This is a genomic window from Arsenophonus symbiont of Ornithomya chloropus (assembly GCF_964026495.1).
In the GTDB taxonomy this organism is placed as follows: Bacteria; Pseudomonadota; Gammaproteobacteria; order Enterobacterales; family Enterobacteriaceae; genus Arsenophonus.
This window is the reverse complement of record NZ_OZ032148.1, coordinates 752,414-775,397: the sequence shown is the minus strand read 5'-3', so window position 1 is coordinate 775,397 and position 22,984 is coordinate 752,414. Positions and strand designations below refer to the sequence as shown.

Annotated in this window: 13 protein-coding genes; 6 read left to right on the top strand and 7 right to left on the bottom strand. The window is 23.8% G+C overall.

Translation table 11 applies throughout. From position 1 onward, the window contains the following. Positions 1-417: 417 nt before the first annotated feature. Both aroB and aroK read right to left on the bottom strand, forming a co-directional pair. Positions 418-1,503 carry a 3-dehydroquinate synthase gene (gene aroB / locus ABNS14_RS02905; protein WP_348666211.1) on the bottom strand — a complete coding sequence of 362 codons (1,086 nt, stop codon included), beginning with the start codon at positions 1,501-1,503 and terminating at the stop codon, positions 418-420. 25 nt (positions 1,504-1,528) lie between these two features. Then, positions 1,529-2,056, bottom strand: a complete 528-nt coding sequence (gene aroK / locus ABNS14_RS02900) for a shikimate kinase AroK (RefSeq protein ID WP_348666210.1) — start codon at positions 2,054-2,056, stop codon at positions 1,529-1,531. A gap of 1,624 nt (positions 2,057-3,680) precedes the next feature. On the opposite strand from aroK, the gene prlC reads away from it, so the two are divergent. Together prlC and ABNS14_RS02890 are read left to right on the top strand one after the other, a co-directional pair. Then, complete coding sequence (prlC, locus tag ABNS14_RS02895; protein ID WP_348666208.1) at positions 3,681-5,720, top strand: oligopeptidase A; 2,040 nt, start codon at positions 3,681-3,683, stop codon at positions 5,718-5,720. A 9-nt stretch (positions 5,721-5,729) separates the two neighbouring features. Next, positions 5,730-6,485 (top strand): class I SAM-dependent methyltransferase, encoded by a 756-nt coding sequence (locus ABNS14_RS02890; RefSeq protein ID WP_348666207.1) that lies wholly within the window; start codon positions 5,730-5,732, stop codon positions 6,483-6,485. Positions 6,486-7,757: 1,272 nt separating this feature from the next. Here ABNS14_RS02890 and pitA read toward each other — a convergent pair. Continuing rightward, positions 7,758-9,251, bottom strand: coding sequence for an inorganic phosphate transporter PitA (gene pitA / locus ABNS14_RS02885; protein ID WP_348666672.1), 1,494 nt, complete (start codon positions 9,249-9,251; stop codon positions 7,758-7,760). 2,357 nt (positions 9,252-11,608) lie between these two features. Between pitA and aceE the strand changes: the two genes are divergently transcribed. The 4 genes from aceE to tsaB all read left to right on the top strand — a co-directional run bounded on the left by aceE (position 11,609) and on the right by tsaB (position 18,424). Next, positions 11,609-14,272, top strand: a complete 2,664-nt coding sequence (gene aceE / locus ABNS14_RS02880) for a pyruvate dehydrogenase (acetyl-transferring), homodimeric type (RefSeq protein ID WP_348666205.1) — start codon at positions 11,609-11,611, stop codon at positions 14,270-14,272. A 12-nt stretch (positions 14,273-14,284) separates the two neighbouring features. Continuing rightward, positions 14,285-15,880, top strand: coding sequence for a 2-oxo acid dehydrogenase subunit E2 (locus ABNS14_RS02875; protein WP_348666204.1), 1,596 nt, complete (start codon positions 14,285-14,287; stop codon positions 15,878-15,880). Between the two features lie 179 nt (positions 15,881-16,059). Further along, positions 16,060-17,487 (top strand): dihydrolipoyl dehydrogenase, encoded by a 1,428-nt coding sequence (lpdA, locus tag ABNS14_RS02870; protein ID WP_348666203.1) that lies wholly within the window; start codon positions 16,060-16,062, stop codon positions 17,485-17,487. A 247-nt stretch (positions 17,488-17,734) separates the two neighbouring features. Continuing rightward, entirely contained in the window at positions 17,735-18,424 is a 690-nt protein-coding gene (gene tsaB / locus ABNS14_RS02865) for a tRNA (adenosine(37)-N6)-threonylcarbamoyltransferase complex dimerization subunit type 1 TsaB (RefSeq protein ID WP_348666202.1), read from the top strand. A gap of 184 nt (positions 18,425-18,608) precedes the next feature. Here tsaB and minE read toward each other — a convergent pair whose 3' ends face one another. From minE to bcp, 4 genes are all read right to left on the bottom strand, one after another. Beyond that, complete coding sequence (gene minE / locus ABNS14_RS02860) at positions 18,609-18,905, bottom strand: cell division topological specificity factor MinE (RefSeq protein WP_348666201.1); 297 nt, start codon at positions 18,903-18,905, stop codon at positions 18,609-18,611. Between the two features lie 3 nt (positions 18,906-18,908). Continuing rightward, the gene (gene minD, locus ABNS14_RS02855) at positions 18,909-19,721 is read right to left on the bottom strand and encodes a septum site-determining protein MinD (protein ID WP_348666200.1); all 813 of its coding nucleotides are present in this window, start codon (positions 19,719-19,721) and stop codon (positions 18,909-18,911) included. 27 nt (positions 19,722-19,748) lie between these two features. After that, complete coding sequence (gene minC / locus ABNS14_RS02850; protein WP_348666199.1) at positions 19,749-20,435, bottom strand: septum site-determining protein MinC; 687 nt, start codon at positions 20,433-20,435, stop codon at positions 19,749-19,751. Between the two features lie 1,008 nt (positions 20,436-21,443). Then, positions 21,444-21,914 carry a thioredoxin-dependent thiol peroxidase gene (gene bcp / locus ABNS14_RS02845; RefSeq protein WP_348666198.1) on the bottom strand — a complete coding sequence of 157 codons (471 nt, stop codon included), beginning with the start codon at positions 21,912-21,914 and terminating at the stop codon, positions 21,444-21,446. Positions 21,915-22,984 lie beyond the last annotated feature (1,070 nt).

Here is a 22,984-nt window from a genome sequence, read left to right as displayed (position 1 = left end):
AATATTTTTATATTATATAAATATATAGAATATTTTATATTTTTTTAATAAAAGTCAATAATATCAAAATTATTAATAGTTTAAAAGCATGTTTTTTGTTGTTATTCTTTTTTCTGTTTTAAATTTTTCATTAAATAATAAAATAGCTAAAATTATTTTTAATATTTTCAGAATAGTTGAATCATTTTTTTATAAATTTGTTATTTTTATTAGATGATTTATTAGTTTTGGTTTATTCTCATCTAGTGTAGAACTACTAAACTTATCTAGTGTAGAAATATTAAATTATTTTTTGAAATTTATTTTTTAAATCAAAGTAATTCTATATTTGTCAAGCATGATTGATTAAATTTTAATAGGTATTAGGTATAAAAATACAAAATATTATTTCAATAATTTTGTTAATTTTTAATTTTTCTAAATACATGCTTTTATTGCTTCTAAAATAATTTCATTATTAATATTAAAATATAATTTTGCTTTACCAATATACTGAGGTAAAACTAAATTTATTTTTTTATCTAATATTTTTTTGTCTTTCATCATGTAATGAAAATAAGTTTCCGGATTTATTTTTTCAGGTCCTTTAGTAGGAAGATTTGCTTTTTGTAGTAAATTTATGATACGTTTAGTATCATAATTACTTAGTTTACCGATTAATTCTGCAGTTTTTGCTGCCATCACAATGCCTACAGCAATTGCTTCACCATGTAACCAAATCCCATAACCTAATGCGATTTCGATAGCATGACCGAAAGTATGACCTAAATTTAATAATACACGTTCTCCATTTATTTCTTTTTCATCTTTAGCAACAATTTTTGCTTTTAATTTGCAACAATGTTGTATGCAATAAGCAATTTTTTCTTTATCATTTGCTAAAATATATTTCATATTTTTTTCTAGCCAAGAAAAAAATATATTATCTAATATTATACCATATTTTATTATTTCGGCTAATCCTGAAGAAAATTGGCGTTTTGGTAGTGTTTTTAAAGTATTTAAATCAATAATAACTGATGTAGGTTGATAAAAAGTACCAATAATATTTTTTCCTAAAGCGTGATTTATAGCTGTTTTACCTCCAATGGATGCGTCAACTTGAGATAAAAGTGTTGTTGGTACTTGAATTAAGCGAACACCTCTTTTATAGCAAGTTGCAGTAAATCCTGCTAAATCACCAATGACCCCTCCACCTAGAGCAATTAAAGTAGTAGTTTTTGGATGATTGTGTTTCAATAAAGCTGTAAAAATAGTATTAACAGTAGTTAATGATTTGTATTTTTCCCCATCTGGTAAAATAACTTTATTAATTTTAACCCCTATTTTACTAAGAGTAGATTGTACATGTTTACCATACAGAGAATATAGTTTTTTATTTGTTATAATCATTGCATATTCACCACTATTAAGAGGTGAATATACATTGCATGAATTAAGTAAATCATAAGAGATAGTAATGGGGTAACTGTGTTCACCAAGTAATACCCTTATTTTTTCCATATTAATTTTGCCTTTAATATATTCATTAAAATTTAGTACGTTCTAATAATTTAATAATTTTATTAGCAACTACTTTTATACTTTGATCATCGGTATGAATAGTAATATCTGCAATTTCTTTATAAAAAGGATTACGTTCATTTGCCAGTTGTTTTAGGATTTCCTGAGTAGGTTGTTCTGATTGTAATAGAGGTCTTTTTTTATCACGTTTTGTTCTTGCTATTTGTTTTTCAATTGTAGTATTAAGATAAATAACTACACCACGTGTATATAATCGATTACGTGTTTCTTTTGATTTTACTGATCCTCCTCCTGTTGCTAATACAATTCCCTGTTTTTTTGTAAGTTCACTAATGATCTTTTCTTCACGTTCCCGGAAACCTTTTTCGCCTTCTAGATCAAATACCCAACTTACATCAGCACCAGTACGTTTTTCAATTTCTTGATCAGAATCAAAAAAATCCATATTAAGTTGCTGTGCTAGTTGTCGACCAATAGTACTTTTTCCAGCTCCCATTGGTCCAACCAGAAAGATATTACGTTTTTCTGCCATTTTTTTGGTATTATTAAGATTATACGTTTATGATAACCCGCTTAACCAATGAAATTAGTAACGGGACCTATAAATTTAAACTATATGAGTATTAACATTTTTTCTGATATATACAATGGTAAAAATATTATATATTCATTTTTTGGTATTTTTTTTAAAATGGTCTTCTAAGCACCTTACTAATCATAAGAAGTATTTTTTAAAAGATGTATTTTTTTTGAATATTTTTAATTCATAATATATATTCCAATGAATATTAACTATTTTTTCTTTTTTGTTTTAAGCTTAATCATCATCGATTTAAGATCGGGTAAATATATTTTTGTTTATAAAAATAAAATATGAAGAATATTAAGAATAATAAATTAAAGATAAAAAAAATTACAAGACATTATTTGAAATATAAATTTTTATGATCTCTATATCAAACTTTTTTCATTAGATTTATGTAATTTATTTTTTAATGCTATAAAGCTTGTGTTTTTTTATAAAATATTTGTGTTATTATTCTTATAATATAAGAAATAATTATTAGTTACTATATTTTATTTTAAATTCATAAAACTATTATTAATTATGTTGATTTTTTATAAAATAAAAAAAAGAACAATTTTTGTTTAAAAATATTAATGTGGGTTTTCATAAAAAATAATTTTTCATAATAAATTATTCGTACTTTATAGTTTGCTTAATTTTTTGTATAAATATTTTTTTTGTTTTTTTATTAAAAGATTAATTAAATTTATAATTTTTATAAAATATAAAGTATAATACTTAATATTGATTAAGTACATAAAATGTTATTTTTTTAGTAATTTAAACATTTTACTGTACATAAAAGTTGTAACTTAATTCAGTTGCTTGTAAGTTATTTGTAATAATAATTATACAAATATTTATTTTGCAAGTATTACAAATAAAGTATTTATTGATCTTAATTTTGCATGTTAAAAAATATACTTTTTTAAGTAAAAACAGATATATGTAAAATATTATATGTAATTGATTTATGATCATAAGCATTAAGATATATAATTGTATTATATGATAATTATTTTTTTGTTTTTTCATTATGAATTTTTGACGAATAAAAAAGTGATATTTTTTATTATTCAAAATAATACAAAATTATTTTTTCTAAATTCTTTTTATCTAAATTTATAATATGGTTTATAAAAATTTTAAACATTTTGTTAAATATTATAAAATCATAATTCAATATTACTGAATATAGAATATTTTATAGAATATATATTGATTCATAATTTGTGCAATTACAATTTTAGATAAAAATAATAAATTATTAAAATATTAACTAATTGATATATAAAAATTGAATTTGATTGTTTTTTGTTTAGTATTATTTTTATAATATTATATTATATAATTTTCATAAAGAATCAAAAAATAATATTAATATATTATAATTAGTAAAAAGTTATATTTTTTTTATCTTATGATAGGATGCTTTTTTGGATAAAAGTACTTTTTTAATTAATGATGATTAAGAAGCATAAAAAATATCAACCGATAAAATTTCTAAAATTAGATAAAAGATAATAATATTCATACTAATATTAATTTTTTATTTTGTTATAATTATTATAATGATAGGATATTTATTATGAATAATCCATTACTAACAAAATCTTCGTTGCCAAATTTTTCTAAAATAAGTCCTCAACATGTATTTCCCGCAATGACTTATATTTTACAAGAATATCGAAAAGCTATTTATACAATTCTTACAGAAAATAGTAATTTTAATTGGAATAATTTATGCCAACCACTAGAAAATATGAATGATCAACTTGCTCGTTTTTGGTCATCAATTTCTCATTTGCATGCAGTTAAAGATAATGTTGAATTACGTGCAGTTTACAATAGTTGTTTGCCTATTTTATCAGAATTTAATACTTGGATAGGACATCATACAGGTCTTTACAAATCGTACAAAATATTAAAAAATAGTACTGAATTTGATATGTTGGATTTAGCACAAAGAACATCCATTAAAAATAGATTACGTGATTTTAAATTATCTGGCATTGGTTTATCTGCAAAAAAAAAGAAGCGATTTAGAGAAATATCTATTTGTATATCTGAATTAAAAAATCATTTTAGTAATAATGTTTTAGATGCAACCATGGGATGGGGAAAATTAATAAAAGATATTAAAGTTCTTTCTGGTATACCAGAAAGTATGCTTTTAATTGCAAAAAAATTAGCTGCATCAAAAGGTGAAAATGGATGGTTATTTACATTGGATATGCCAAATTATTTATCTGTGATGACATATGCTGATAATCATGAATTACGTCAAGAAATGTATTATGCCTATAATACTAGAGCTTCTGATGAGGGACCAAATGCAGGAAAATGGGATAACACTCATGTTATGTATGAAATTTTAGCTTTACGTCACGAATTAGCAAAATTACTTGGTTTTGATAATTTTTTTCAGCAATCTTTAGTTACTAAAATGGCAAAATCTCCTAAACAGGTTTTGGATTTTTTAATAGATTTTGGTAATAAAGTATATCATCAGGGTAAAAAAGAATTTTGTGAATTACAGCAATTTGTTAAAAAGTATTATGGTCTTAAAAAAATTGAACCGTGGGATATAAGTTATTACAGTGAAAAAGTAAAACAAAATAAATTTGATATTAATAATGAAAAAATACGTGCTTATTTCCCAGAACAAATTGTTCTTAAAGGTCTTTTTAAAATTATTAATAGAGTTTTTGCTTTAACAGTTAAAGAACGTTTTGATATAGAAAAATGGCATGCTGATGTACGTTTTTTTGAATTGTATGATGAGTATTCTAATTTATGTGGTAGCTTTTATTTAGATTTATATATTAGGGAGAATAAACAAAGTGGAGCTTGGATGAATACTTGTGTTGATAGATTAAAAAATATTGATGGAACTTATCAAAAACCTATAGCTTATTTGATATGTAATTTTAATAAACCTACAGATGATAAACCTGCTTTATTTACTCATGAAGAAGTAATAACTTTATTTCATGAATTTGGTCATGTTTTACATCATTTATTAACAAAAATTGATGTGGTAGATGTTGCTGGAATTAATGGTGTTCCATGGGATGCTATTGAATTACCTAGTCAAATGATGGAATATTGGTGCTGGGAACCCGAAGCTCTTGAATTGATATCTGGTCACTATGAAACCGGTCAACCATTATCAAAATTTATCATAGAGAAAATGTTAGCAACGAAAAATTATCAAGCAGCCATGTGTATTTTACGTCAATTAGAATTAGGACTATTTGATCTTTATTTGCATCTTGACTATTTATCTCCAAAAAGTGGAAAAATTTTGTCAATTTTAAAATCTATAAAAGAGCAATTTTCTGTAATATCATTACCTGAATGGTCGCGCATTCCACATACATTTAGTCATATTTTTTCAGGTGATTATGCTGCTGGTTATTATAGTTATTTATGGGCTGACGTATTAGCTGCGGATGCGTTTTCAAGATTTAGTAATGAAGGTATTTTTAATCGTAATACTGGTTTATCTTTTGTTGAAAATATTTTAAGTCGTGGTGGTTCAGAATCACCAATTGTCCTTTTTAAGCGTTTCCGTGGTCGATTACCTAAAAAAGATGCAATATTAAAAAGTTATGGTTTTAAATAAAATATAATCATGTCTGTTCAATTAATTTGTGAACCAGGAGTTTCTAAAAATTCTTTATATCTTATTGCTAATCAATGGAAAATTACACATACACCAAATGCATTGATGGCTTTAGTATTAACACCAGAACATTTGCAATTAAAAAAAATTAATGAACCTAAATTAGGTGGAGTATATGTTGACTTTCTTTCACCAGAGTTGCAATTTCGTCGAAAAGTAGCGAGTTATAAAAATGAAGCTATCGCAAAAGCTGTTGGTATAAAAAAAACTTATTTTCCGACTATTTTTGATGCTACTGCAGGTTTTGGAACTGATGCATTTATTCTTGCTTCATTAGGTTGTAAAGTATTTATGTTTGAAAGAAATCCTGTAGTAGCTGCACTTCTTGAGAATGGATTACAACGTGCTTATCTAGATTCTAAAATAGGATATTTTTTAAGAGATAGAATGATTTTATTGCATATTTTAAGTGATTCTCCATTATCTAATCTTTCTTTTGTACCTGATGTTGTTTATCTTGATCCAATGTATCCATATAGAAAAAAAAAGTGTTTTAATAAAAAAAAAATGCGTTTATTACAATGTCTTGTAGGTTCTGATGAAGATGCTACTGATCTTTTAATTTCTGCAATGAGAATTGCTAAATATCGTGTAATTGTTAAACGACCAAATTATGCCACTTCTTTAATGATAAAAGAAGCTCCAAAAGGTACTATAAAAACAAAAAAGCATCGTTTTGATATTTATTTATCTTATAAGAATTAATATTAAATATTTAAAATGGTAATTAGATCTTTTATTAAGATAAATATTTATTATAATAAAAAGTCAAAAATTTTATAATTAAGATTATATCAGAAATAATTAATATTTTTTTCGAAAGATTTATCTTTATAAAAGATCTTAATATGATTAAAATATAGATAACAATCAATTAAAGATATTTTTATTTTAGTTTATTTTTATAATAATATTTTTATAATTTTAAATTTTGATTGAGATAATAAAAAGTTTTTTGATATATGTATCTAATATATGAGATTCTTTATATATTTTTATTTTAAAAATAAAAATTTTTGATTTATTAAAATAAATATATTTATAAATTTTAAACCATTATTAATTAATATTTTGCATAATTTTCTATATTATTTTTAATCAAATTTTTAGGTATTTATGTATATTTTCTGATATATTTTTTTTGCAAAAAAATAATATAATTCATTATTTTTGTGTGTTTTATTTTTTTAAAAAAATTGTTAATTATTTTTGTAAATATTTTTAATAAAATATGTGTAATTAAAATTACAAATTTTGATTTTTTGTAAAAAATTCAGCTAAAATTTATTTTTTATTTCAAAAGTTTTATATATTTTAAATAAACTATTAAGAATATCATTTTTAATTTTTCTATATTTATTAAAAGATTATTAAGTTAAAGATAATAAAATTATTTTTTAATTTTAAGGTTTTTGTTATGTTAATATTTTTATATTAGTGATAGTTATATTTTTAATTTTTATTAGATTTAAAATATTTTTTGTATTATATTTGAATTTTTCATATGGTTTATTAAGAAAAATAAAAATAGAAAGTTATGTATTTTTTTTGTAAAATATTAATTTCTAAATATGAAATATTTATAATTCTTTATTTTGGAAATATATTTTTGTTTTTTGTTTTGAATTAAATTTTTTATTTTTTGGCAATTAATAAAGAATACATATAAAAATATGTCTTAGGATATATAAATATTTATTTCTTGCATTTTAAAATTTAAAATTAAATTAATGAACAAATATTATTGTAAATTATTTTAATAATTTTCTTAATTATAAATTATATATTTTTAATATTTTTACTAATTATTTTATTTTAGTTTTGATGTTTATTTATTTTGAATAAAAATTTAACAAAAAATATTTTGTTTGCTTACCTTATTCTTTAATAATTACTCCTGAATCATTATTTATGTTTTAGATAATATATTGATAATATTATGAAAACTAACAATGAATTGTCAAGTGATATAAAAAATTATTTCATAAATATCATTTTTAATGATATCCAATATAGAAAACCAGATAAAAAAAGAGAAATAGGCAGTGTAAATAACCAAGCTAATAATATATTTTTAATTGTTTTAGCTTGTACACCAGTACCATCTATAATCATAGTTCCTGCTATAGCAGATGAGAGAACTTGTGTTGTTGATACCGGCATCCCTGTATAACTTGCGATACCAATAGAAAGAGTAGCAGTAATTTGAGCTGAAACACCTTGTGCATAAGTCATACCTTTTTTTCCAATTTTTTCACCTATTGTTACGGATACACGCTTCCAACCAATCATAGTGCCTAAAGAAAGTGATATAGCAACAATAATAATAATCCATAGTGGGGCATATTCTACTGTATTTAGTAAGTCATTACTTAAATTACGTAAAAATCGCGCATCATCAACTTTCGTTTCCGGTAATTTAGCTACATCTAATGCTGTATCAGATAAACACATTAATAATCTACGTATCTGATTACGTTTTTCAGGTTTTACTGTTGAATAATTTTGAACGTCAGTTAAAATTAATGAGGTATATTTTAATATGTTAATAGGATGCGAATTGTCACAGTGAAATTGTTTATCTTGAATTTTTAATTTTGAATGTTGTTGTGATTTATTAACAATATGTTCAACTACAGATTGGTATTCTTCATAATAATGCTGTAAATGTATAATAGCATCATGGGTACGAGTTATATCATAATCACTTGCATTCATATTAAGAACACCCGCTGGCGAAATGCTGATTAATACTAACATAATTAGACCAATACCTTTTTGACCATCATTAGCACCATGAAAAAAACTAACACCAACTGCAGATAAGATTAATGCAGTTCTAGTCCAGAAAGGAGGTTTTTTCTTACCATCTTTTTTTTCTCTTTCCATGGGTGTTAAATGGATACGACGTTTTTTTTTGGTATTATTCCAAAAATGACGCAAAAAGAAAATTAATAATCCTGCAATAATAAAACCAATAATAGGAGAAAGAATAAGAGAAAGAAAAATTTCTGTTACTTTTGAAATATTCAATGCTTCAATTATAGAAGTATCAGTTATTAATGCATTAATTAATGCAACACCAATAATTGCGCCTATTAATGTATGAGAACTAGAGGCAGGTAATCCAAAATACCAAGTACCTAAATTCCAAATTATAGCTGATAATAACATAGAAAAAATCATTGTTAGACCATGGCTAGTAGTAACATTTAATAATAGTTCTGTTGGTAACAAATGCACAATAGCGTAAGCAACACTAAGTCCACCTAAAATCACTCCGAAAAAATTAAAAATACCAGCCATGACAACTGCAAATTGAGCGCGCATTGCCTTAGTATAAATAATTGTTGTTACTGCATTTGAAGTATCATGAAAACCATTAATTGCTTCATAAAACAAAACAAATAATAGTGCTAAAATTAATAGTAATGTGGTGTATAAATCTAAACCAGTAAATAAATATAGCATAAAAATTAAGCCCATTTCTTGGATATGAACTTGATATATTGTCTGTGACAAATGTTACCTATAAAAGCAATTTTTTAATTTCAACATCAGATAATTAGTAAAATTTAATATTGAGAATTAGTACATTTAAAGGATCTATGTTTTATTTTCATGAAAATTTATTAAAAATAAATGAATTTTGAAAAATTATTATAAAATATTTTTATTTTAAATAAAAATATGGATAAAGATTATTTTTTTATAAAAAATATAATTGATGAAAATTTTGCTTTTTGTTGAATTTTAAATTTATAGTACATTTATAGTTTTCTTTAAGAAATGAGATTATTTTATCAATATATTTTAAAAAAAATTATAAAAATACGGATGTTTTTCATTATATATAAATTATTTTATATTAAAAATAAAATATTTATTAAAGTTAATATTGATATTTTTAAAAATTACATCAAAAAAATATTATGTTAGATAGTATTATAATTTAAATTTTTTTAAATAAAATTTAAATTTAATTATTTTTTAATATGTGTTTTTTTTAAAAAAAATTAGTTTTTATTAATTTTATAATGTTTATTATGAGATATCAAAAAAAGAATGCAAGAAAAATTTTATTTTTCTTTTACTGAAAAAATAGTATTTTTATATGATTTAATCATTTGTTTATGTTTTTTTTAAAAATAATTTTTTATATTTAAGTAATATTTTATTCTAAATAAATATTTTTTATTTGTAATAAATTTTACTTAAATTTTATATTGAAAAATATATTGGTAATAATATACCAGAAAAAATAAAAAAAATAATTGAAAAATGCTTTGCTAGATAAGTGATTATTAATATCTTTCTTACGAAAGAAGAATAGTTTAAAAAATGTTTTGCTATAAATTATAAATATTTATTTTTTAAATAAAATAATAGTATTTTTTAGTGTTTAAATAATAGTATTACTAGTTTTTCTTTTTTATATGGTTTTTTATTTTGGTATATATTTTTAATTTTTTTTATTTTATAATTGAAATATTGTTGTGTATTTCTTATTAAGAATCTCAAATTTTATAAAAATATTTATTTTATTGATATTATATTAATATGATGTTATCCATAGAACTTATAAATTTATGTATATAAAATAATTTTAGTTTTATTTTTTTATTTTTTGTTTATCAATTATATTTAATGTAATTTTTTGATGTTATTGATTTTTTCTTTTTAAGAGAATAAATATTTCTATTAATATTATATCATTATAATTTTATTAATTTGAATTATATTTCAAATGATACTGATTTTTTATATAACATTATTTATTGTTATATTAGGTAAGATAAAAATAATAAAAAAATATTTTTATTAACTTGTAATTGATAAGTTATTATTGTAATTGATCATTAATTTTTTTACAAAGAATTTAAATTCAAAATTTTAATTATATTATTATAAATAATATTTTGTATATAATAATTAATGGTTTTTTAAATTTTATATTTTAAAAGAAATTATTTTAGTACTGATTAAATGTTAATTTTTATTATTTCAATATGCTGGATATTATATAATCTTTTATTTAAAAAGGGTTATATGATTCTATAAAATGAAAATTATTAAGAACAATTGTAATCTTATAATTTTTATCTTATATAGATGTGTATAATTATAATAAGATACAAATTTAAAATTCATTATTTTGCTTATAGTATTTTTATGTAATTACAAGGAAAATTATTACAAATAAATATTTTTGTATTATAATTTTTAAAAATGTATCGATTATCTTAATAATCTAAATAAAAATCAGGTTTTATTATAAATAAAAATATATTATACATAAAAATAATTGTGTCTTTCTATAATCTTGATTCTGTAAATTTTATTTTCTTAATTAATTTAATCATCATGAGAGCTGATTTTGTAATAAAAATTATGTTTTTTAAAAATCTTTTTTTTAAAATTTTGTTAATAAAAAATATATTTATATATTTAAAATGTTTACATATTTAAAAATAGATGGAATATAGTTGAGATACATATGATAGGAATGGTATATCAAAATTACATATGGAAAATAAATATCAAATTTTAAATTTTTAGTCTATTATTTTAACCTCCCAGATGCAAAAATTTAAAAAATGTTATAATTTAAATTTTATAATATAATTTTTGATATTTTTTATATTTTTATATTAAAAAATATTAATTATATGTAAAAAAATTTTATGTGCATGATACTTGATTTACAATTCTTTTTAAGAATATCAATTATCTTTCATTTTTATTATTTTTTATAGATTAGTTTAATATAATTAAAAAAATAACTTGAAAAAAGTGAAATAAAAATAGATGCAAATTAAGGAATAGCCATGTCAGATTTTTATACAAATGATGTGGATCCGATTGAAACTTGTGATTGGTTACAGGCAATTCAATCAGTTATCCATGAAGAAGGTATTGATCGTGCGCAATATTTGATTAATAGAATACTACAACAAGCGCGGAGTAGTGGAGTCAAGATAGAAGATCAAAGAATAAATACTGATTATATTAATACTATTTCTGTAGAAGATGAACCGCTTTATCCAGGTAATATAGATTTAGAGCGTCGAATTTGTGCTGTTATTCGGTGGAATGCCGCAATGATGGTTTTAAGAGCTTCTAAAAAACAATTAGATTTGGGAGGTCATATAGCTTCTTTTCAGTCTTCTGCTACATTATATGAAGTATGTTTTAATCATTTTTTTCATGCAAAAAATAACCAACATCATGGAGATTTAGTTTATTTTCAAGGACATATTGCTCCAGGTATATATGCTCGTGCATTTCTAGAAGGTCGTCTTACTGAAGAACAATTAAATAATTTTCGACAAGAAATTGATGGAAAAGGTCTTTCTTCATATCCTCATCCTAAATTAATGCCTGAATTTTGGCAATTTCCAACTGTTTCTATGGGATTAGGACCAATCAGTGCTATTTATCAAGCAAAATTTTTAAAATATTTATATCATAGAGGTTTAAAAGATACACAAAAACAAAATGTTTATGTTTTTCTTGGTGATGGTGAAATGGATGAACCAGAATCGAAAGGTGCTATTACAATTGCTACTCGTGAAAAGTTAGATAATCTTATTTTTGTAATTAATTGTAATTTACAGAGACTTGATGGACCTGTAAATGGTAATGGTAAAATTATTAATGAATTAGAAAGTATTTTTCACGGTGCTCAATGGAAAGTTATTAAAGTTCTCTGGGGAGGGAGATGGGATGCATTACTTCGTAAAGATACTTCCGGTAAATTAATTAAATTAATGAATGAAACACTAGATGGTGATTATCAAACTTTCAAATCTAAAGATGGTGCTTATATTCGAGAAAATTTTTTTAATCGTTATCCAGAAACTAGTGCTTTAGTAAAAGATATGAGTGATGATGAGATTTGGTCTTTAAATAGGGGAGGGCATGATTCTAAAAAACTCTATGCTGCTTTTAAAGAAGCACAAAAAACTAAAGATAAACCAACAGTAATTTTAGCTCAAACGATTAAAGGTTATGGTTTAGGTCATTCTGCAGAAGGTAAAAATATTGCTCATCAAGTAAAAAACATTGATTTGGAAGGAGTGCGTTATTTTCGTAATCGTTTTAATATACAAGTATCTGATGATAAATTGTCATCATTGCCTTTTGTTACTTTTAAAAAGAATTCAGATGAATATAAGTATTTACATGAGTGTCGTAAAAGATTAGGAGGATATTTACCTAAACGTAATCCTATTTTTGATGAAAAGTTGAATATTACTAAATTAGAAGATTTTACTCCATTATTAAAAGAACAGAATAAAAAAATATCAACTACAATTGCATTTGTACGTGTTTTAAATATTATATTAAACAATAATTCGCTCAAAGAACGGATAGTTCCAATTATTGCTGATGAAGCCCGTACTTTTGGAATGGAAGGATTGTTTCGTAAAATTGGTATTTATAATTCTAACGGGCAACAATATATTCCTCAAGATCACGAACAAGTTGCTTATTATAAAGAAGATAAAAAAGGTCAAATTCTTCAAGAAGGTATTAATGAATTAGGTGCTGGTGCTTCTTGGTTAGCTGCAGCTACATCATATAGCACTAATAATTTACCTATGATCCCATTTTATATTTATTATTCCATGTTTGGTTTTCAACGTATTGGTGATTTATTATGGGCTGCAGGGGACCAACAAGCACGTGGATTTTTAATAGGTGGAACATCTGGACGTACTACATTAAATGGTGAGGGGCTTCAGCATGAGGATGGACATAGTCATCTGTATTCGCTAACAATTCCTAATTGTATTTCTTATGATCCAGCATATGCTTATGAAGTTGCTGTTATTATTCATGATGGTTTAGTACGTATGTATGGTGAAAAACAAGAAAATATTTACTACTATATTACTACATTAAATGAACAATATCATATGCCATCAATGCCTGTTGGTGTAGAAGATGGTATTCGTAAAGGTATTTACAAAATTGAATCATTAAAAGGTAAAAAAAGTAAAGTTCAATTATTAGGTTCTGGTGCTATGATGCGGCATATACGTGAAGCAGCAAAGATTTTACTGATGGATTATGGTGTTGGTTCTGATGTTTATAGTGTCACATCATTTACTGAATTAGCTCGTGATGGGCAAGATTGTAAGCGTTGGAATATGTTGAATCCGACTGATGTACCTCGTATACCTTATATTAGTCAAATTATGAATGATGCTCCCGTAATAGCGTCTACAGATTATGTTAAGTTATTTGCAGAGCAAATTTCTTCTCATATTCCTACAAATGATTATCATGTTTTAGGTACAGATGGGTTTGGTCGTTCTGATAGTCGTGAAAATCTTCGTAAATATTTTGAAGTTAATACTTCATATGTAGTGATAGCAGCATTATATGAATTAGCCAAACGTGGTGAAATTGATTTAAAATGTGTAAAGGCAGCTATAAAAAAATATGATATTCATGCAGAAAAAATTAATCCACGTTTAGCATAAGAGGAAAAATCAATGTTTATTGAAATTAAAGTTCCTGATATTGGTAAAAATGAAGTTGAAGTTACCGAAATTTTGGTCAAGGTTGGAGAACTGATTAACATTGATCAATCTTTAATTACTGTAGAAGATGAAAAAGCATTAATTGAAATTCCATCACCAGAAACTGGAATAGTCAAAGAAATTAAAGTTTCTGTAGGTGATAAGATTTCGACTGGTAAATTGATAATGATTTTTGATAAAGCTGAAGCTATTAAAAATATTAGTTCTGAAAAAAAAATAGATTTTGATTTTTTTGATGATAACAAAAAAAATTTGTCAAACAGTGAATTAAAAAATGTTTTTATGCCAGATATTGGCAATAAAACTTTTACAGTTAAATATGTAATGGTTAATATTGGTGATGTCATATCTATGCAACAATCAATTATCATTGTAAAAAACCACAATACATTAATGGAAATATCTGCTCCTTTTTCTGGAGAAGTTTACGAGATTAAAATTACTGAAGGTGATACAGTTACAACTGGTTCATTGATTATGGTTTTTAAAATAAAAGGAACCTTTTTTGATGTAAAACACAAAAATAATAATGATTCTAAAAACTTGAAATCTCGATCTTTTGTTTTAGATTCAATATCATCAAGTCAAAAAATAGATTTTACTTTTCCAAATGAAAACACACTGATTAATAATAAAAATTACGTATATGCATCACCATTTATTCGTCGTTTAGCACGTAAATTTGGTGTTCAACTTACTAATATAAAAGGAACCGGTCGTAAAGGTCGTATTTTATATGAAGATATTCAGAATTATATAAAAGAAACAATGGAGGGTTTAGATGTTAAAAAATTTAGTGAGCAAAAAACATTTAATATAAAACCTTGGCCAAAAATAGATTTTAGTAAATTTGGTGTAGTAGAAGAAGTAGAATTTACTCGCATTCAAAAGATATCTAATGCTAATTTAAGTCGTAATTGGGTAATGATTCCTCATGTAACCATCATGGAAGATGCTGATATTACTGATATGGATGGATTTCGTAGAAAAAAAAATAAAGAAATAGAAAATTTATCAATTAAAATCACTCCATTAGTTTTTGTTATGAAAGCAGTTGCATGTACATTAAAAGAAATGCCTCGATTTAATAGTTCTATCTCTGAAGATGGTAAAAGATTAATTTTAAAAAAATATATTCATATAGGTATTGCTGTTGATACATTAAACGGTTTGGTTGTTCCTGTTATTCGTGATGTTAATAAGAAAGGTATTATAGAACTTTCAAAAGAATTGATAGAAATATCTGATAAAGCACGTAAAAATCATTTGAATCATGATGATATGCAAGGTGGTAGTTTTACAATTTCTAGTTTAGGTGCCATTGGCACAAAGAGTTTTACACCAATTGTTAATGCCCCTGAAGTTGCTATTATTGGTTTGTCACGTGCATATATGAAACCAATTTGGAATGGTAGTGCTTTTATTGCTCGTTTAATATTACCTATGTCACTTTCTTTTGATCATCGTGTTTTGGATGGTGCAGATGGAGTGCGTTTTATAAACCGTATTTCACAATTAATAAGTGATATTCGTCTTTTAATCATGTAATTTGTTATACTGATAAAATCTTATTTATGTTAGTAAATATTTTTATGTTTTTTAAAAACGATTTTTTTTAGATAATTATTTAATAAATGAACATAATTATTAAAAATAATATTATATTTTAATAATTAATATTAATGTTAATTTAGATTCTGCGCAAAAGACAAGTAAGAGGTGTTATAATGAGTATTGAAGTTAAGACACAAACAGTAGTTTTAGGTGCGGGCCCTGCAGGATATTCAGCGGCTTTTCGTTGTGCAGATTTGGGTTTAAAAACAATTTTAGTAGAACGTTATTCAACTTTAGGAGGTGTTTGTCTTAATGTTGGATGTATTCCCTCTAAAGCATTATTACATGTTGCAAAAATTATTCAAGAAGTGAATTTTTTATCTAGCAATGGAATTACATGTTCTAATCTGAGCATAGATATCAAAAAATTAACAGAATGGAAAGAAAAAGTTATAGGAGAATTAACTAGTGGTTTAAAAGGAATGGCAAAAAGACGTACAATTAAAGTTTTACATGGAATAGGTAGGTTTTCTAGTAGCCATAAATTGGTAGTTAACAATAAAGAAAAAATAACGGAAATAAGTTTTGATAATGCGATTATCGCAGCAGGTTCATCTATAATAAAACTTCCATTTATTCCTAATGAAGATCCGCGTATATGGGATTCTAGTGATGCATTAAAATTAAAAGAAATACCTAAACATATGTTGATATTGGGTGGTGGTATTATCGGATTAGAAATGGGAACATTGTATCATGCATTAGGATCAATCATTGATGTTGTAGAAATGTCTGATCAAGTGATTCCAACAGCAGATAAAGATATTGTTAATTTTTTTAGTAAACAAATAAGTAATAAATTTAATTTGATGTTAAATACTAAAGTAACAAAAGTGGAAGCTAAAAAAGATGCCATATATGTTACAATGGAAGATAGAAATGGAGTAAAACATGTACGTCATTATGATGTAATTTTAGTAGCAATTGGTCGGTCACCCAATGGTAAATGGATTGGTGCTGATAAAGCTGGAGTTAAAGTTAATGATTCAGGTTTTATTCAGACAAATAAACAGATGTGCACTAATGTATCTCATATTTATGCAATTGGTGATATTGTTGGACAACCAATGTTAGCACATAAAGGTATTTATGAAGGACATATTGCTGCAGAAGTGATATCTGGATTAAAACATTATTTTGATCCAAAAGTTATACCTTCAATTGCTTATACTGATCCCGAGGTTGCCTGGACAGGATTGACAGAAAAAGAAGCCAAAAAAAAATTAATTGACTATGAAGTATCAATTTTTCCATGGATTGCATCTGGTCGTGCTATTGCTTCTAATTGTGCACAAGGTATAACAAAGCTTATTTTTGATAAAAAAACGCATCGTATTATTGGTGGTTCTGTTGTTGGTGCTAATGCTGGTGAATTGCTCGGAGAGATTAGTTTAGCAATTGAAATGGGATCTGATGCAGAAGATATAGCATTAACTATTCATGCTCATCCAACATTATATGAATCAATTGGTAATGCAGCGAAAATATTTGAAGGTTCCATTACTGATTTAATTAATTCAAAAGCAAATAAAAGTAATTAATTTTTCAGTATGTTGCAATCATTATTAAGATAATTTTATATTTTTTATGAGTATTTTTCTATGATTTTTAATAAATGTGCTTAAAATTTAAAATTTATTTTTTAATGTTAAACTATTTATAATAACAGAATAATAGATAAAAAAATCTGATTTAATTATTGAATTAATAAATATTAGATAACGGTTTTTATTTATCCAGTGAATTATCATTAAAAGATTAAAATTTTATAAAAAGGATTTATAAAATATGACTATTAATATTTTAGCAATAGATTCTGCTACTGAAGCTTGTTCTGTTGCACTTATTTATAATAAAAAAATTTTTGCTAAATTTGTAATTTCACCAGAAGAACATACAAAAAAAATATTATTTATGTTAAATCAGTGTCTTTTGGAGGCTGATTTTAATTTAAAAAAATTGGATTTTTTAGCTTTTGGACAGGGACCAGGTAGTTTTACTGGTGTTAGAATTGGAGTTGGTATTGCGCAGGGATTAGCATTTGCTTGTAATTTACCGATGATAGGTATTTCTTCTCTGTTAACCATTGCTCAAGGAGCTTATAATCAATTGGGAAGAAAAAAAATACTGGTAGCTATAAATGCTGGTATGGGAGAAATTTATGCTGCTTGTTATCAACTTAACGTTAATGGAATTTGGGAAGGTGAAGAGACTGAAGCAATACTTAAACCTAATCAATTTTTATCTAAAATTGATGGATTGCATGGTAAGTGGACTATTTCTGGAAATAGTTGGTTTACTTATCCTATACTAAAAATGGCTAAGGTGAATTTAGTAGAGAGTAGTATTTATTTACCTGATGCTCGATATATGTTACCTTTAGCATTTAAAAATTGGAAAAGAGGCAAAAAAATTCATCCAGAAAAAGCAAAACCTATTTATTTACGTAGTAAATTTCATTGGAAAAAAAATATTTGACCATTAATATTATTGAATGATTTTTTCTAAAATTTTTATTCAGCAACAAGTCATCTGTATAATGTAATTATTTAATTTTTTTTGTATTTTTATTTTGTAACAAAAAATATTAAGCATATAATTTTTATATAAAAATATTTATTTCTATTTTATAAATTATATTTTATAAGTAAAATACTAATAATCAGACATTTGATTGTTCCATGCAGTTTTTTGTTTGTTTTACATTTATCTCTGGTAAAGTTACATTAAATTCTAAAACAGAAATATCATCATTTTTTTGTTCAAATTGTATAGAAAGCATTTCTGGATTAATTTTTACATATTTACAAATTACTTGTAATATGTCACGTTTCATTTCATCTAAATAAGCAGGTCTGCAATCATTACGTTTCCTTTCAGCAATAATAATTTGTAATCGCTCTTTGGCAATATTGGCTGTTGATTTTTTTTTCGAAAGAAAAAAATCTAATAAAGCCATGTTTTATCCTCCAAACCAACGCTTAAGAAAGCTTTTTTTTTCCTCTTCAATAAAACGAATAGGACAATTTTTACCTAAAATTCTATCAACACAATCATTATATGCTTTACCTGCATCAGATTTTACATCAAGAATAATTGGTTCTCCTTGGTTAGATGCACGTAAAACAGCTTGATCTTCTGGAATGACACCAATTAATGGAATACATAGAATATCAAGTACATCTTTAGTGCTTAACATTTCACCATGAATAACTCGAATAGGATTATATCTGGTAAGTAATAAGTGTTCTTTAATTGGTTCTATTCCTCTTTCTGCGCGACGTGATTTTGCAGCTATAATACCGAGAATACGATCAGAATCACGTACAGAAGAGACTTCTGGATTAGTGGTAATAATAGCTTCATCGGCAAAATAAAGTGCCATTAATGCACCACTTTCTATACCTGCTGGTGAATCACAAATAATAAATTTAAAATCTAAATTTTTTAATCCGTTTAGTACTTTTTCAACTCCATCTATTGTTAGTGCATCTTTATCACGTGTTTGTGAAGCAGGAAGTATATATAAATTTTTGGTTTTTTTGTCTTTAATTAATGCTTGATTTATTGTAGCTTCACCTTGAATTACATTGATAAAGTCATATACTACACGACGTTCGCATCCCATAACTAAATCGAGGTTACGTAAACCAATATCAAAGTCGATTACAACAGTTTTTTCTCCTCTTTTAGCCAGGCCAGTAGCAATAGAAGCACTAGAAGTAGTTTTTCCTACCCCACCTTTACCTGAGGTTATAACAATAATGCGTGCCATGAAGTTATTCCTGTAATTACAAACTAACTAAATGATATTATCGATTTTTAATTCATTATTTACTAAACAAAGTCGAGCTGGTTTTCCAATAAAATTTTTGGGAATTTGCTCATTTATCCAAAATTGACCAGCGATAGAAATTAGTTCTGCTTTTAAGTGTGTGCAATAAATTTGAGAGTCATGATCTCCAGATGCACCAGCAAGTACTCTTCCGCGCATAATACCATAAATATGTACATTTCCATCAGCGATTAATTCAGCTCCAGCACTAACATTTGCATTAACAATTAAATCACAATTAGTTACATAAATACATTGTCCTGAACGAACATGTTTTGTAATAATACGAGTTTTTCCATGTTGATAATTAACGATATTAGTTTTTTTTTTGTTGTTATTTTTTTTCTTTTGACCTTCAGTAAGTAAAGGTAAGCCAGCATTAGAAATAGCTTGACGTAATTTGATATTAGTACATCCAGTAATGCCAACTATTTTTAAACCTGTTTCACTAATAATTTTATAATATGCTAAAATTGTACTAGCTTTTAGTAAACTAGTGATATTAAAGACAACAGGAGCATTTTTAAAAAACTCTGGTGCTTGATTAATTTTTTCTTGAATGGCTTTTTTAATATTTATAGGGTCTCCTTCATAAATATAAAGTACACTAAGTGTGAAACTACTACCTTTTAGTTCTATTGGTGATTGTGCCATTTTTTATTTAACTCAGGATATTTAATTGATCTATAAAAATTTTAGTGATTGTTTTAAAAAACAAAACAATATGTTATAATTACTTATTTTTTTAGGCAAGTAAAAGTGTTAATCAAAAAGTATTAAATAACATGTTTTTATAGTTTATGTGAGTACTAAAAAAGAATTTACTTATTTTTATGTAGATGAAGAAGTGATTTCTCAAGCACCTAAATTATTATTAAATAATTGCGTATATGTACATTTGTTATCATGTTTTTTGTAAAACCTAAAACTTAAAAAATTCTGATATTTTTATGTAAAAAAAATAGAAGTGATTGGTTATCAGATTTGATTTTTTTCTTGATTTTTTAAAATATCATAAATTTTTATTGCTAGATTAATAAAAGTAAAATAATTAATTTTTGTTAGTTTTAAACTTTGTTAGTTCTAAAAAAGAAAAGTATTATATTTTATAAATTTAAGTATCAAAAATATAATTTTTTATTAGAATTTAAAAAACTCTTTTTTTACAAAATAATTTTTGTAATAATTCTTATTATAAAAATTGTTTTAGCAAAAACAGTTTATTTTTATGATAATGTTATAGGTGAGTATTCTAATTTTTTTCATAAGTTTGTTATATTTTTTAGTTTTTTTATTATATCAGTAAAATATCAGTAAAATATAAATGATTTAAAACAAATGCTTTGGATTTTAATATATATTGATCTTTTGTCTTATTGATAGAAAAGATTGTAAGTGATATAATTTTGATTTTTAATGAATTAATTAAATATTTTTAAAATATGAAATTAATCACAATCAAGATTGATTATTTGTTATTGTTTATATATTTTATTATGTATTGGATATTAAATATATTGAATATTAAATACATTTTTTATTTAATGTAATTTTTCACATATATGTATGAATAACTTCAAAAATATTTCACATTTACTAGATAAAATATGTCATATTTTTGATTTATAATTATTAAATTAATATAATAACTAATAAGTTATATTATTTATAAGTGCTCAGGTATTTTAATAAAATTTTATGATGCTCATTTGTTTTAAAGTTTTTAAATACATGTTCGATAAAACCTTGCGTATTTATAAGAAAAGTAATTCTATGAACACCTTGAAAAATTTTTCCCATGATTTGTTTTTTTCCCCATATTCCAAATTTTTCTGCTACTTCATGATTTTTATCTGATAGTAATGTAAAATTGAGAAATTGGCTTTCTGTAAAATGTAATAATTTTTCCGGTGTATCTGTGCTAATTCCTAATACTTCAATATTTTTTTGCTTAAAGAAAATCATGTTATCACGTAATCTACTAGCTTGAAGTGTGCAACCTGGAGTCATAGCTTTTGGATAAAAATACAGTAAAATACGTTTCCCAATAAAATCAGATGAATTAATCATTTGTGCATATTGGTTAGGAAGATTAAATAAAGGAGCTTTATCACCAGTTTTTAATGGTATCATGAGTGTTTTCCATTTTTTCATACTTCATTTAAATTTAATTTTATATTTTTACTAAAAAAATATCAAGCAAAGAATGATTTAATATTTTTTTTATTATTAATGTAGAAACTAAGTAAATTTTTGTTTTTTTAGTTTATTGTGATTATAATTTTTTGTTTATTTGTTAAATAAATTCTATAGAAATTTAGTTACTATTTCTTGTTACCAGTTTTAATTAATGTGTATACAAATAATGATTTTGTATTATTTTGATTTGTTTTGTTTATTTATTATTTTGTAATAATGTTTTATGTAAACCAAATAATCCTGACTAATCATTATGATGTATTTGATTATGATGTATTAAATATATTTTTTTTGCATTTCATGCATATCATGTATGGAAGATATAAATTTAAAATTTTAATTTCTTGTATATTTCATTTTATATTTGAAGTATTAAAGGTTGTTATAGTTTTTTGGTAATTTTTGTATTTTTAAATTTATGTAAGAATTTAGTATATCAAAATATATTTTTTGTAATATTGAAAATCACTTTGATTTTATGTTTAATAGTTTTTTGTTTTAAAATTACTACAGAAACAATATTTTCAGAAATATCAAAAGAACAATAAATTATTTTGTAATGATTATTAATTATAAAATTTCTGTATGATTTACTATGATTTATTCAGTACAGTTTTTTTTGCTAAAATTAATTTTACTAAAAAAAATAATTTTCTATAAAAATCTATTTATGATTTGATCAGCTATAGATAAATGAAGAGTTATTAAAAGTAAATTTTTTGTGTTATTACAAAAATAATTTTTTGATTATTTTTAGAGTTTTTGTATTAATAGATATTAAAAAAGAAAATTTAATTCAAAAATCATAAAATAATTAATTAAAAACTCCAAGTGATCGTATTATTTTGACAAATACTATATCTAAATTATTTTAGATAGAGATTTGTTTTTAAATATAAATCATAAAATGATTGATTAGGTTAAAAAAGAATCTTATGATATTTAATAAATATTAATTTTTTGTATTTTTATAAATGATTTTAATTAAAATTTTATAAATGAAT